The sequence below is a fragment of the Nonomuraea montanisoli genome (assembly GCF_013363975.1).
GTDB classification, from domain to species: Bacteria; Actinomycetota; Actinomycetes; order Streptosporangiales; family Streptosporangiaceae; genus Nonomuraea; species Nonomuraea montanisoli.
In genome coordinates, this window is record NZ_JABWGN010000002.1 from 519,712 (window position 1) to 532,816 (window position 13,105).

Here is a 13,105-nt window from a genome sequence, read left to right on the forward strand (position 1 = left end):
GTGGGTCCTTTCAGGCCGTCAGGCGGAGGAAGACCTCGTCGAGGGTGGGCCGTCGCAGCGCCAGGTCCTCCACGGGGATGCCGGCCGCGTCCAGCGCGCCGGCGATGCGGATGAGCGACTGCGCGCCGTCGGCGGCGGGGACGGTCACCCGCAGCCCCTCGGTGCTGTCGATCTCCGGCGTCACGATGCTCCGGAGCAGCCGCAGCCCCGCGTCCACGTCTCCCGGCTCGCGGAAGACGACCTGCACCCGGTCGCCGCCGATCGTCCGCTTCAGCTCCTCGGGCGAGCCCGCGGCGGCCACGGCGCCCTCCCTGAGCACCACGATCCGGTCGGCCAGATGGTCGGCCTCGTCGAGGTACTGCGTGGTCAGCAGCAGCGTGGTGCCCTCCTCGACCAGGTCGCGCAGCAGCTCCCAGAGCCGCATCCGGCTGCGCGGGTCGAGCCCGGCGGTCGGCTCGTCCATGAACAGCACCGGCGGTGACACGATCAGGCTCGCGGCCAGGTCGAGCCGCCGCCGCATGCCCCCGGAGTACTCCCTGACCGGCTGCCGCGCCGCGTCCGTCAGCTCGAACCGTTCCAGCAGCTCGCCCGCCCGGCGCCGGGCCCGCGCCCGGGACAGGTGGTAGAGCCGGCCGAACATCTCCAGGTTGCGCCGGCCGGTGAGCAGCTCGTCCAGGGCGGCGTGCTGGCCGGCCAGGCCGATGCGGAAGCGCAGGCGGGCCGCGTCGCGCACCACGTCGAGCCCGTCCACCTCGGCCCGGCCGCCGTCGGGACGCAGCAGCGTGGTGAGGATGCGCACGGCCGTGGTCTTGCCCGCGCCGTTCGGCCCGAGCAGGCCGCACACCGTCCCCGGCTCGACGCGCAGGTCGATGCCCTTGAGCGCCTCGTGATCCCCGTACCGCTTGCGCAAGCCCTCGACCCGGATCATGCCGATCCTCCTTAACGGTGTTAAATCGAACGCTGTTAAGGATGCTTGAACACCGTTAAGCTGTCAACCGTGGCACTGGAGAGAGGCACCATCGTGGCGACCGCGCTGCGGCTGCTGGACGAGGGCGGACTTGACAGGCTCACGCTGCGGCGGCTGGCCGGCGAGCTGGGCGTGCAGGCCCCCGCCCTGTACTGGCACTTCCGCGGCAAGCAGGAGCTGCTGGACGCCATGGCGGCGCAGATGGTGCGGGAGCAGCCCGAGCGGCCGGTGTTCACCGACCCGGCGCGGTGGCGGGTCTGGCTGGCCGACCGTGCCCGCGGCGACCGCGCGATGCTCAACTCCCGCCGCGACGGCGCCCGGCTGGTCGCCGGGACCCGGCCGTCGCCCGAGCTGTTCGCGCAGGTCGAGCGGGCCGTGGCGGCGCTGGAGTCGGCCGGGTTCACGGCGGAGGACGCGATGCTGGGGCTGTCGGCGGTCAGCGGGTACGTCGGCGGCTTCGTGCTGGAGGAGCAGGCCGACCGGGCCCGGGACGACGAGCAGGAGCCGCCCGACCGGGAGGCGGTCGCGCGGGCCTACCCGCGGCTGATGGCGGCCCTGGAGCGGATCGGTGACCCCCAGGGCGACCGGGCCTTCGAGGGCGGGCTGGCCCTCATCCTCGACGGGCTGGAACGGCGGCTCGCGGGTGGCGGGGGCTGACCGCGCGCACGGACTCCCCGCACGGACTCCCCGCACGGACTCCCCGCACGGACTCCCCGCACTGGGTCACCGGAGGGGACGGTGATTGACTCGTCCGCGTGACTTCTACGGAATTAGTGCTCCTAGTCGGCTCTGTTGCGGTTTTCGTGGGCGCGGTCGTGCAGGGGAGCGTGGGCTTCGGCCTCGGGCTGGTCGCCGCGCCCGTCCTCACCCTCGTCGACCCGGGCGTGATGCCCGGCGCGATGCAGGTGGCGAACATGACGCTGCCGCTGCTGACCCTGGCCGCCGAGTGGCGCAGGGTGGACTGGCGCGGGCTCGGGTTCGCGGTCCTCGGCAGGCTGCCGGGCAGCGCCGTCGGCGCCGTGATCGTGGTGCACGTGTCGGTCCACGCGCTGGGCGTCCTGGTCGGGGTCATGGTGCTGGTGGCGGTGGTCCTCACGGCGAGCGCCCTGGCGGTCCCGCGCAACGGCGCGACGATCGCGGGGGCCGGGTTCGTCTCGGGGGTCACGGGCACGGCCACCGGCATCGGCGGGCCGCCGATCGCGCTGGTCTACCAGCACGCCAAGGGGCCGCAGATCCGCGCGACGCTGGCCATGTTCTTCTTCCTGAGCGCCGCGCAGTCGCTGGTCATCCTGGCGGCGGTGGACCGGCTGCCGGCCCGGGCCCTGGTGACGGGCGGTGTGCTGCTCGTCCCGATGGCGCTCGGGTTCGCCGTGTCGGGGCCGTTGCGGCGTTACCTCGACGGCGGCAAGGTCCGGACCGCGGTCCTGGCGGTGGCGGCCACGTCGGCGGTGGTGCTGATCACCCAGAGCCTGGTGTCCTGACGCGCCGCGAAGGAAAGCGCTTGCTTGGCGTTCGAGGTCGGGGCGCAGGTGGAGCGCGAGGTCTCCGCCGGGTTGAGGTGACGTTTCTGGATTGTTACCGGGAACAACAAACTGCCCCGCCGGGGGGTCTTCCAAAGTGGCCGAGGGCGGAATACGTTGCCGCAAACAACATTCATCCGGGCCCCTCCGGAAGAAAGGACCCTGCACATGCGCAAGGGGATCCTCAGCCTGACCGCCGCAGCCGCCGCGCTCACCCTCGGTCTCACCGCCTGCGGGGGCGACGGCGGTCAGAGCACGACCGGCGCCTCGGCATCGACTTCGCAGAAGGCCGCCGGCAAGATCGGCGTCATCCTGCCCGACAGCAAGTCCTCGGCCCGCTGGGAGACGGCGGACCGCAAGTACCTGGAGGAGGCGTTCAAGGCCGCCGGGGTGCAGTACGACATCCAGAACGCCCAGAACGACAAGACCGCGTTCCAGACCATCGCCGACCAGATGATGACCAACGGCGCCACCGTGCTGATGATCGTCAACCTGGACAGCGGCACCGGCAAGACCGTGATCGACAAGGCCCGCTCGCAGGGCGTGGTCACCATCGACTACGACCGGCTCACCCTGGGCGGCGGCGCCGCCTACTACGTCAGCTTCGACAACACCAAGGTCGGCCAGCTCCAGGGCGAGGGCCTGGCCAAGTGCCTGACCGACAAGAAGGCCGACAAGCCGATCGTGGCCTACCTCAACGGCTCGCCGACCGACAACAACGCCACCCTGTTCAAGGCCGGCTACGACGGCGTGCTCAAGCCCAAGTTCGATTCCGGCGAGTACGTCAAGGGCCCCGAGCAGTCCGTGCCCGACTGGGACAACACCCAGGCCGGGACCCTCTTCGAGCAGATGCTCACCACGCAGCCCAAGATCGCCGGCGTGCTCGCCGCCAACGACGGCCTCGGCAACGCCGCCATCACCGTGCTGAAGAAGAACAAGCTCAACGGCAAGGTGCCGGTCACCGGCCAGGACGCCACCGTGCAGGGCCTGCAGAACATCCTCGCGGGCGACCAGTGCATGACCGTCTACAAGGCGGTCAAGAAGGAGGCCGACGCCGCCGCCAAGCTCGCGGTCGCGCTGGCCAAGGGCGAGAAGCCGACGGCGAGCGGCAGCGTCAAGGACCCCGAGTCCGGCAAGGACGTCCCGTCCGAGCTGATGGAGCCGGTGTCCATCACCTTCGACTCCGTGAAGGACGTGGTCGCCGACGGCTACGTCACCAAGGAGGAGCTGTGCACGGGCGACTTCGCCGCCAAGTGCACCGAGGCAGGAATCCAGTAACGCAGCTCATCCGGGGCGCGGCCGGGCGGCACCCGTCCGCGCCCCGACCCGAGGGAGACCCATGACCCCCCTGCTCGAAGCGCGCGGGATCGACAAGAGCTTCGGCCCCGTGAAGGTCCTGCACGACGTGACGTTCTCCGCCCACGCCGGCGAGGTGACCGCCCTCGTCGGCGACAACGGCGCCGGCAAGTCGACGCTGGTCAAGTGCATCGGCGGCATCCACCCCATCGACAACGGCGAGCTGGTCTTCGACGGCCGCCCGGTCCAGGTGAACGGCCCGCGCGACGCGGGCGAGCTCGGCATCGAGATCGTCTACCAGGACCTCGCGCTCTGCGACAACCTGGACATCGTCCAGAACATGTTCCTCGGCCGCGAGCGCCGCCGGGGCCTGGTTCTCGACGAGGACACCATGGAGGAGCTCGCCGAGCAGACCCTGAACAGCCTCTCCGTCCGCACGGTCAAGTCCATCCGCCAGCAGGTCTCCAGCCTGTCCGGCGGCCAGCGCCAGACCGTCGCCATCGCCAAGGCCGTGCTGTGGGACAGCAAGGTCGTCATCCTCGACGAGCCGACCGCCGCCCTCGGCGTCGCCCAGACCGCGCAGGTGCTGGAGCTGGTGCGCCGCCTGGCCGACAACGGCCTGGCCGTCGTGCTCATCTCGCACAACATGAACGACGTCTTCGCCGTCTCGGACCGGATCGCGGCGCTCTACCTCGGCAGGATGGCCGCCCAGGTCAGGACCGCCGACGTGACGCACGCCCAGGTCGTCGAACTGATCACTTCCGGCCGGAGCGGAGATCTCGGCCTCAAGAACGGGGCTGTGGCATGAGCAAGGTCAAGGAACTCCCCGGCGAGGCGGTCGCGACGGCCGTGCGCTCGCCGTCGATCGCCCACAGCGCCCGCGCCTACACCGAGCGGGTGCGCGCCGGCGACATGGGCGCGCTGCCCGCCGTCCTCGGGCTTCTGGTGCTGTGCACGGCGTTCGCGCTGGCGCGGCCCGCCTTCCTCACCGCCATCAACTTCGCCAACCTCTTCACCCAGGGCGCGGCCATCACCGTGATCGCCATGGGCCTGGTGTTCGTGCTGCTCATCGGCGAGATCGACCTGTCGGCGGGCTTCACCAGCGGCGTCTGCGCGGCCGTCCTCGCGGTCACCCTCACCAACATGGGGCTGCCCTGGTACGTCGGGGTGCTCGCCGCGATCGTCACCGGCGCGGTCATCGGCACCGTGCTCGGCGCCATCGTCGCCAAGGTCGGCATCCCGTCGTTCGTGGTGACGCTGGCCGCGTTCCTCGCCTTCCAGGGCCTCGTGCTGGTCCTGGTGAACGAGGGCACGAACATCTCCATCAACGACCCCGTCATCAAGGCCGTCGCGCAGCGCAACCTGCCGCCGGCGCTCGGCTGGGCGCTCTACGCGGCCTGCGTGCTCGCGTACGCGGGGCTGCAGGTGGTGCGGGCGCGCAAGCGGGCCGCGCGCGGCCTGGTGGCCGACCCGCCGTCGCTCATCGCCACCCGGGTGGGCGCCCTGGCCGTCCTCGCGGGCGGAGCGGTGTACGCGCTCAACCTGGAGCGCAGCTTCAACCCGGCGTTCGCCTCGCTCAAGGGCGTGCCGATCGTCGTGCCGGTCATCCTGGCGCTGCTCGTGGTGTGGACGTTCGTGCTGCGGCGCACCGCGTTCGGCCGGCACGTGTACGCGGTCGGCGGCAACGCCGAGGCGGCGCGCCGGGCGGGCATCGCGGTCGACCGGATCCGGGTGAGCGCGTTCGTCATCTGCTCCGCCATGGCGGCCGTCGGCGGCATCGTGGCCGCCTCCCGCGCCAGCTCGGTGGACCCGAACACGGGCGGCAGCTCCGTCCTGCTGTACGCGGTGGGCGCGGCGGTGATCGGCGGGACGAGCCTGTTCGGCGGCAAGGGCCGGGTGCTCGACGCCGTGCTCGGCGGCGCCGTCATCGCGGTCATCGACAACGGCATGGCCCTCATGCAGTACGGTTCGAGCGTCAAGTACCTGGTCACCGGCTTCGTCCTGCTGCTCGCGGCGGGGGTCGACGCCCTGGCCCGCAAGCGCGCGGCCGCCGCTGGTCTAAGGTGATCAGCGACTTCCCGTCGTTCAAGGATGCTCAGACGATGCGTGCCGGCCCCTCGCAGGAGGACATCAGGCGCCACAACCTCGGCGCGCTGCTTCGCCATGTCCACCTCGGGGGGCCGATCTCGCGCGCCGAGCTCACCTCGAAGATGGGGCTCAACCGCAGCACCATCATGGCGCTGACCTCCGACCTCACCGCCGCGGGGCTGGTGCGGGAGGAGCTGCCGCGCGAGACCGGGCGGGCCGGCCGGCCATCGCTGGTGGTGCGGCCGGAGTCGTCGCGGGTCTACGTGTTCGCCTTCGACGTGGGCCCCGACCGGCTGGCGGCGGCCCGGGTCGGGCTGGGCGGGGCGATCCTCGACCGCCGGGAGACGGCGCGCCGGCGCGGGCCGTTCGACCTGGACGAGCTGGCCGGGACGCTGGCCGGGTTCGCCCGGCAGATGCGCCGCAAGACGCGCGCCGACACGGTGTGCGTGGGCGCCGCCGCGGCGGTCTCGGGCGGCGTGCGCAAGGACGACGGTGTGATCATGTTCGGGCCGAACCTGGGGGCCAAGGTCGTGCCGTTCGGCGAGGAGCTGGGCCGCCGGCTGGGCCTGGGGCTGCCGGTGAGCGTGGGCAACGACGCCAACCTGGCGGCGCTGGCCGAGCACAGCCGGGGCGTGGCCGTCGGGGTGCGCGACCTCATCTACCTGCACGGCGACGTGGGCATCGGGGGCGGCATCATCACCGGCGGGCACCTGCTCGGCGGGCACGACGGCTACGGCGGCGAGGTCGGCCACATGGTGGTCAACCCGGGCGGGCAGCCGTGCGGGTGCGGCTCGCGCGGCTGCCTGGAGGCCGAGGTGGGGGAGCGCGCCCTCCTGGAGGCGGCGGGTCGTGCGGCCGCGCGCGGTGAGAGTCGTGCGGCCGCGCGCGACGGCCTTCCGGAGCCGGGGGACGGCACAAGGCGTCAGGGGCGGGACGCGGTGCGGGCCGTGGTGGACGCGGCCGATCGGGGGGACATCGTGGCGCAGGAGGCGCTCAAGCGGGTGGGTGGCTGGCTGGGTCTGGGCGTGGCCAACCTGGTCAACATCTTCAACCCCGAGATGGTGATCTTCGGGGGCATGCTGCGTGAGGTGTACCTGGGGTCGGCGGCACAGGTGCGCAGCCGGCTCGCGACGCACGCGATGGGCCCGCAGCGTGAGCGGCTGCGGCTGCGCACCTCGGCCCTGGCCGACGACGCGACGCTGGTCGGCGCGGCCGAGCTGGCCTTCGCCCATGTCCTGGCCGATCCGCTGGAGGTCCTGGCCCGCGTCACCGGCTGAGGACCTCCCCTCGCATGAGGGGGAGGCGCGGCCGGGGACGCGGGCGGACGGCCGGGCGCGGGTCAGGAGACGCGGGCGAGCGAGGCCTTCCAGGTGTTGCACGAGCCGGCCGAGCCGCTGGTGTAGCCGCGGTTCTGCCAGTAGGCGAGGTTGCGCGGCTTGCCGTGCACCTTGCTCTCCTCGGCCTCGCGGACGGCGCCGATCCACTGGTCCCAGGTGATGCCGGGGTCGATGGAGTCGAGCGCGACGCTGTAGAAGACGCCGGCGAAGCACTCGGCCTGCATCTCCAGCCGGTGGCTGACGATGGAGCGGGCGCCGCCGCGGGCCCGCCAGTAGAGGCGGTTCTGCTCGTCCAGCATGCCGGTGAGCTGCTGCACGTGGTGGCCCCACTCGTGGGCGACGGAGTGGGCGATGTTCATCTTGAACGGGTCGGTGAGGTCCCGCTTCATGATGCGGATGGCGACGGTGCGCTGCGCGGGGCAGTACTGGGCGCCGTTGCTGGTGATCTTGCCGCAGACCGAGGAGCTGCCCGTCGTGATCGTCACCTTGGGCGAGGTGTACGCCAGGCCGGCGGCCTTGAACCGGGCGGCCCAGAAGCGGTCGGCGCAGCGGGCCATCGCCCGGTGGAAGGTCTTGAGCGAGGCGGCGCTGCCCTCCCGGATCTCCGGGATGGGGCAGGACAGCGGGGAGGCGGTGCCGGACCGGTAGATCCGGTTCTCGGCGAGGACGGCGGGGGGCGCCGCGGCCGCGTGGGGGACGCCGGACGCCGTCTGTGCCGTGGGGGCGCCCGCCGCGGTCTGCGCGCCGGCCGTACCGGGGAGGCCGAGGCCCGCGATCACGCAGACCGACGCTGCGACAAGGGGAATACGCACGATCGCGGATACTAGACCAGTTGGTGGTGATTTGGTGGGCTGTCTGGGGAAACGCGGTAAAAGCACGGCGCGGCCGCGTCCCTGGAGGGACACGACCGCGCCGATGAGGCAGTGCCGGCTAGGCGACCGCGCGGGCCGAGGCGGCCCAGGTGTTGCAGGAGCCCGGGGAGGCCGAGCCGTAGCCGCGGTTCATCCAGAACGCCTGCGAGGAGCCCTTGCCGTGGTCGTTCTGCGGCCAGGCCTTGGCGCCGTTCTTGCGGAACCAGTCGACCGTGTAGTCCCACTGCGCCGGGTCGATCGGGAGGGTGTCCTCGATCGTGCGCATGAAGACGGAGGAGAAGCACTCGGCCTGCAGCTCGGAACGGCGCGAGAGCTGCAGCTGGCCCGCCTTGGAGGCGCGGGCGCGGGCCGGCCAGTAGTAGCTCCAGATGCCGGAGATGTTCTGCACGTGGTGCCCGTACTCGTGCGCCATCAGGCGGGTGATGCCCAGCGCGAACGGGTCACGCAGCTGCGTCTTGGTCACCAGCATGTACATCGTGCGGTCGGTGGAGCAGTAGATGCCGTCGGCGCCCGGGCTCCACGGGCCGCACGGCGTGCGCAGCTTGCGGGTGATGATGCGCAGGCGCGGCTTGCTGAACGGCAGCTTCGCCTTGCGGAACTGCGTGGACCACGAGGCGTTCAGGCAGTTCGTCACACGGGTCAGAAAACGCTTGTACGCGGCGGTGCTGCCCTTGGGCAGGCCGCCGGGAGAACAGTGGGAGTCGGCGAGGGTGCCCGTCCTGTACAGCGGGTTGGCCGTGGCGGCCGTCCGGCCGCGCGGCGGCGCGGCGAGCGCCTGGGCCGCCTGGGCCGGGCTCTGGGCCTGCTGTCCGGAGGAAGCGACGGGGTCGGACTGGGCTGACGCCGTGCCCACGCCCACCAGCGAGACCAGAACGCCGGTGGCCAGGACTGTCGTCAGTTTCCGCATGGGGAGAGTGTTCATAGTGTAGGCAAGACTAGGTCAAGATCGGACAAATGCGTGTGGATTTGACTCGATGGAGTCAGCAGGACGTCCACGAACTAGACTTCAAGCCACTGGTGCCAAGAAGCAGAGGGGATCGCATCCGTGAGCGGGTTGCTGGGCTCGGTTGAGGGACCGCACGACGTCAAACGGCTCGATGTCGAGGAGCTGCCGAGGCTGGCGAACGAGATCCGCGACCTGCTCGTCGACTCCTGCTCCCGCTTCGGCGGGCACCTCGGGCCCAACCTCGGCGTGGTCGAGCTGACCATCGCCCTGCACCGGGTCTTCGACTCCCCGCGCGACCCGATCATCTGGGACACCGGCCACCAGGCGTACGTCCACAAGCTCCTGACCGGCCGCCTGGCCGGCTTCGGCGCGCTGAAGCAGGAGGGCGGCCTGTCCGGCTACCCGAGCCAGGCCGAGTCCGAGCACGACTTCGTGGAGAACTCCCACGCCTCGACCGCCCTGTCCTACGCCGACGGCCTGGGCAAGGCGTTCAAACTGCGCGGCGAGCGCGACCGCACGGCCGTCGCCGTGATCGGCGACGGGGCGCTGACCGGCGGCATGGCCTGGGAGGCGCTCAACAACATCGCCGCGGTCAAGGACCTGCCGGTCGTCATCGTCGTCAACGACAACGGCCGCTCCTACTCGCCGACCATCGGCGGGCTCGCCTCCCACCTGGCCAAGCTGCGGGTCACCCGCCGCTACGAGGACTTCCTCGAGTACGTCAAGGAGAAGATCGGCAACGTCCCGGTCCTGTACGACGCCCTGCACGGCTTCAAGAAGGGCGTCAAGGACATCCTCGCCCCGCAGGTGATGTTCGAGGACCTCGGCCTGAAGTACGTCGGCCCCATCGACGGCCACGACGAGCAGGCCATGGAGGCCGCCCTGCGCACCGCCCGCGACTTCCGCGGCCCGGTCATCGTGCACGCCCTCACCCAGAAGGGCCGCGGCTACTCCCCGGCCGAGAACCACGACGAGGACCAGTTCCACTCGCCCGGCGCCTTCGACCGGGTCACCGGCGCCGAGAAGCCCAAGGGCCGCATCTGGACCGACGTCTTCAGCGAGGAGCTGGTCCGGCTCGGCAAGGACCGCGAGGACATCGTCGCGATCACCGCCGCCATGCTCCACCCGACCGGCCTGGCCGCCTTCCGCGACGCCTTCCCCGAGCGCACCTACGACGTCGGCATCGCCGAGCAACACGCGCTGACCAGCGCGGCCGGCCTGGCGCTCGGCGGCCTGCACCCGGTCGTGGCCGTCTACGCCACCTTCCTCAACCGCGCCTTCGACCAGCTCCTCATGGACGTCGCCCTGCACCGGCTGCCCGTCACCGTGGTGCTCGACCGGGCGGGCGTCACCGGCGACGACGGCGCCAGCCACAACGGCATGTGGGACCTGTCGATCCTCCAGGTCGTGCCCGGCCTGCGCATCGCCGTGCCGCGCGACGGCCGGCGCCTGGCCGAGCTGCTGGAGGAGGCCGTGTCCGTCACCGACGGCCCCACCGTCGTCCGCTTCCCCAAGGGCCCCGTGGCCGAGCCGGTCGAGGCGGTCGGCAAGCTCGGCGAGATGGACGTCCTGCGCACCGGCGACGCCGACGTGCTCATCGTGGCCGTCGGCCCGATGGCCCGGGCGTGCCTGGACGCCGCGGTGCTGCTCGACGCCCAGGGCATCTCGGCCACCGTCGTCGACCCGCGCTGGGTCAAGCCGCTCGACGAGGCCCTGGTGCTCGCGGCCGGCGCCCACCGCATGGTCGCGGTCGTCGAGGACAACGGCCGCGTCGGCGGCGTCGGCGACGCGGTGGCCCGGCTGCTGCGCGACGCCGACGTGGACGTGCCGGTCCGCACGTTCGGCATCCCGCAGGAGTTCCTCGACCACGCCAAGCGGGCCGTGATCCTCGGCCGCGTCGGGCTCACCGGGCAGGACCTCGCCCGCCAGATCACCGAGGCGGTCGCCCGCAGGGACCAGCAGGTCAGGAGCCCCTCCACCCGCAACTGAGCGCGGCGCCGCCTCGTGCGATCGGGAAAGCATGATGCCCGCGAGGGTGGGCAAGGTCACACTCGTGGACATCCTTCGCACGAAAACGGTTGAGCAGTCCATCAGCGACACCGAGGCACCGGAGCATCGGCTGCGCAAGCGCCTGACCGCCGTAGACCTGACCGTCTTCGGCATCGGCGTGATCGTCGGCACCGGTATCTTCGTGCTGACCGGACAGGTGGCCAAGCAGACGGCCGGACCGGCCGTGGCCATCTCCTTCGTCGTCTCCGCGATCGTCTGCGGCCTGGCGGCGCTGTGCTACGCGGAGTTCGCCTCCACCATTCCGGTGGCGGGCTCGGCGTACACCTTCTCCTACGCCACCCTCGGCGAGCTGCCGGCCTGGATCATCGGCTGGGACCTCATGCTGGAGATGGCCCTGGCGGCCGCGGTGGTCGCGGTCGGCTGGTCGGGCTACTTCGCGTCGCTGATGTCCTCGATCGGCCTGCCGCTGCCGGCCGCGATCGCCGGCGACGACCCGGTGGTGAACCTGCCGGCCATGATCGTGGTGCTCATCCTCACCGCGATCCTGGTGGCGGGCATCAAGCTGTCCTCACGGGTCAACCAGGTCATCGTGGCGATCAAGGTCGCGGTCATCCTGCTCGTCATCGTGGCGGGGCTGTTCTACATCAACGCCGCCAACTACTCGCCGTTCATCCCGCCGGCGCAGGCCACCGAGCAGGTCGCCGGGCTCAAGGCGCCGCTGATCCAGGTGCTGTTCGGCATCACGCCCGTCGCGTACGGCGTGATCGGCATCTTCTCGGCCGCGGCGGTCGTGTTCTTCGCGTTCATCGGCTTCGACATCGTCGCCACCGCCGCCGAGGAGACCATCAACCCGCAGCGCGACATGCCGCGCGGCATCATCGGCTCGCTGGCCATCTGCACGGTCCTGTACGTGGCCGTCTCGCTGGTCGTCGTCGGCATGCAGAACTACAAGCAGCTCAGCACCTCGGCCCCGCTCGCCGACGCCTTCGCCGCGGTCGGCCAGAAGTGGGTGGCCGGGCTGATCAGCATCGGGGCCATCGCCGGGCTCACCACCGTGGTCATGATCCTCATGCTGGGGCAGACCCGGGTGCTGTTCGCCATGTGCCGCGACGGGCTGCTGCCGCGCCCGCTGGCCAAGGTCCACCCGCGCTTCGGCACCCCGGCCCGGTTGACCATCATCATCGGCGTCGTGTCGGCGCTGCTGTCCGGGTTCATCTCGCTCGGCGCGCTGGCCGAGCTGGTCAACATCGGCACGCTGTTCGCGTTCGTGGTGGTGTCGGCTGGCGTGATCATCCTGCGGCGCACGCGGCCCGACCTGCCGCGCGCGTTCCGCACGCCGCTGGTGCCGGTGCTGCCGATCCTGTCGGTGCTGGCCTGCTTCTACCTCATGCTCAACCTGCCGGTCGAGACGTGGCTGCGGTTCCTCATCTGGATGGTCATCGGCGCGGTGCTGTACTTCACCTACGGCTTCCGCCACAGCCGCGTCACGGCGGCGCGGCAGACCCGCTAGCGAGGGTGCGGGGCCGGTGTTCCCGGCCCCGCACCCGAGGCCGTCACGCCCGTCAGAAGGCGAACACCCCGGCGCCCGCCGCCTTGGCCCGGCACTGGTTGGCGAACGTCGAGTGCAGGGCGACGTTGCGCCCGCGCCAGTTGCCCTCCACCGACACCCTGTACGGCTCGGAGGTCAGCGGGCAGGCGCTGTTGGAGCGGCGCAGCGCCGACAGCCGTCCCTCGACCGCGCGCAGCCGGTCGCAGGCCACCTCGGGGTTCGGGTGGTCGCCGCCGTCGGGGTCGCACTCCAGCTCGTACGTCGTGGGCGCGTAGCCGTGCTGTGTCACCGTGATCCGCAGGGACGCCCGCGAGTGCGCCGCCATGGCCGGCAGGGCGGCCGCCATCAGGAAGGCCCCGCACAGCGCGGTTACCTTGAGCGATCTCATGCCTGTCCTCTCCGTCGGGGGCACGGCCCGCCCGGCCCACGACGCCCGTGAGCTGTGTGACCGGTGGGGCTGGTGTGCCGTCTGTGCACTCGTGTCGTACCCGGCGGCCCCGACGGCGGCGGCCATGGATCG

The 13,105-nt window shown here is 71.6% G+C and carries 12 protein-coding genes; 8 read left to right on the plus strand and 4 right to left on the minus strand.

Features of this window, described 5'->3' with window-relative positions:
* Positions 1 to 10: 10 nt before the first annotated feature.
* Positions 11 to 928, minus strand: a complete 918-nt coding sequence (locus HTZ77_RS05840) for an ATP-binding cassette domain-containing protein (RefSeq protein ID WP_175588365.1) — start codon at positions 926 to 928, stop codon at positions 11 to 13.
* 69 nt (positions 929 to 997) lie between these two features.
* Between HTZ77_RS05840 and HTZ77_RS05845 the strand changes: the two genes are divergently transcribed.
* The 6 genes from HTZ77_RS05845 to HTZ77_RS05870 all read left to right on the plus strand — a co-directional run bounded on the left by HTZ77_RS05845 (position 998) and on the right by HTZ77_RS05870 (position 7,148).
* Positions 998 to 1,624, plus strand: a complete 627-nt coding sequence (locus HTZ77_RS05845; RefSeq protein WP_328808435.1) for a TetR/AcrR family transcriptional regulator C-terminal domain-containing protein — start codon at positions 998 to 1,000, stop codon at positions 1,622 to 1,624.
* Between the two features lie 146 nt (positions 1,625 to 1,770).
* Positions 1,771 to 2,448, plus strand: coding sequence for a sulfite exporter TauE/SafE family protein (locus HTZ77_RS05850; protein WP_328808436.1), 678 nt, complete (start codon positions 1,771 to 1,773; stop codon positions 2,446 to 2,448).
* A gap of 207 nt (positions 2,449 to 2,655) precedes the next feature.
* Positions 2,656 to 3,765 carry a sugar ABC transporter substrate-binding protein gene (locus HTZ77_RS05855; protein WP_175588367.1) on the plus strand — a complete coding sequence of 370 codons (1,110 nt, stop codon included), beginning with the start codon at positions 2,656 to 2,658 and terminating at the stop codon, positions 3,763 to 3,765.
* Positions 3,766 to 3,826: 61 nt separating this feature from the next.
* A complete protein-coding gene (locus HTZ77_RS05860; RefSeq protein WP_175588368.1) occupies positions 3,827 to 4,591 on the plus strand; it encodes an ATP-binding cassette domain-containing protein in 765 nt (254 codons plus the stop codon).
* A complete protein-coding gene (locus tag HTZ77_RS05865) occupies positions 4,588 to 5,850 on the plus strand; it encodes a sugar ABC transporter permease (RefSeq protein ID WP_175588369.1) in 1,263 nt (420 codons plus the stop codon). Before HTZ77_RS05860 ends, HTZ77_RS05865 begins: the two co-directional genes overlap by 4 nt.
* A gap of 35 nt (positions 5,851 to 5,885) precedes the next feature.
* Positions 5,886 to 7,148, plus strand: coding sequence for an ROK family transcriptional regulator (locus HTZ77_RS05870; RefSeq protein ID WP_175588370.1), 1,263 nt, complete (start codon positions 5,886 to 5,888; stop codon positions 7,146 to 7,148).
* Positions 7,149 to 7,210: 62 nt separating this feature from the next.
* On the opposite strand, the gene HTZ77_RS05875 is transcribed toward HTZ77_RS05870, so the two are convergent.
* Both HTZ77_RS05875 and HTZ77_RS05880 read right to left on the minus strand, forming a co-directional pair.
* Positions 7,211 to 8,020, minus strand: a complete 810-nt coding sequence (locus HTZ77_RS05875; RefSeq protein WP_175588371.1) for a neutral zinc metallopeptidase — start codon at positions 8,018 to 8,020, stop codon at positions 7,211 to 7,213.
* A 118-nt stretch (positions 8,021 to 8,138) separates the two neighbouring features.
* The gene (locus HTZ77_RS05880; RefSeq protein ID WP_175588372.1) at positions 8,139 to 8,987 is read right to left on the minus strand and encodes a neutral zinc metallopeptidase; all 849 of its coding nucleotides are present in this window, start codon (positions 8,985 to 8,987) and stop codon (positions 8,139 to 8,141) included.
* A gap of 147 nt (positions 8,988 to 9,134) precedes the next feature.
* Here HTZ77_RS05880 and dxs point away from each other — a divergent pair, with 147 nt between their 5' ends.
* Together dxs and HTZ77_RS05890 are read left to right on the plus strand one after the other, a co-directional pair.
* Positions 9,135 to 11,015 (plus strand): 1-deoxy-D-xylulose-5-phosphate synthase, encoded by a 1,881-nt coding sequence (dxs, locus tag HTZ77_RS05885; protein WP_175588608.1) that lies wholly within the window; start codon positions 9,135 to 9,137, stop codon positions 11,013 to 11,015.
* 64 nt (positions 11,016 to 11,079) lie between these two features.
* Entirely contained in the window at positions 11,080 to 12,546 is a 1,467-nt protein-coding gene (locus HTZ77_RS05890; protein ID WP_328808437.1) for an amino acid permease, read from the plus strand.
* A 52-nt stretch (positions 12,547 to 12,598) separates the two neighbouring features.
* On the opposite strand, the gene HTZ77_RS05895 is transcribed toward HTZ77_RS05890, so the two are convergent.
* A complete protein-coding gene (locus tag HTZ77_RS05895; protein WP_175588373.1) occupies positions 12,599 to 12,973 on the minus strand; it encodes an SSI family serine proteinase inhibitor in 375 nt (124 codons plus the stop codon).
* Between the last annotated feature and the right edge of the window lie 132 nt (positions 12,974 to 13,105).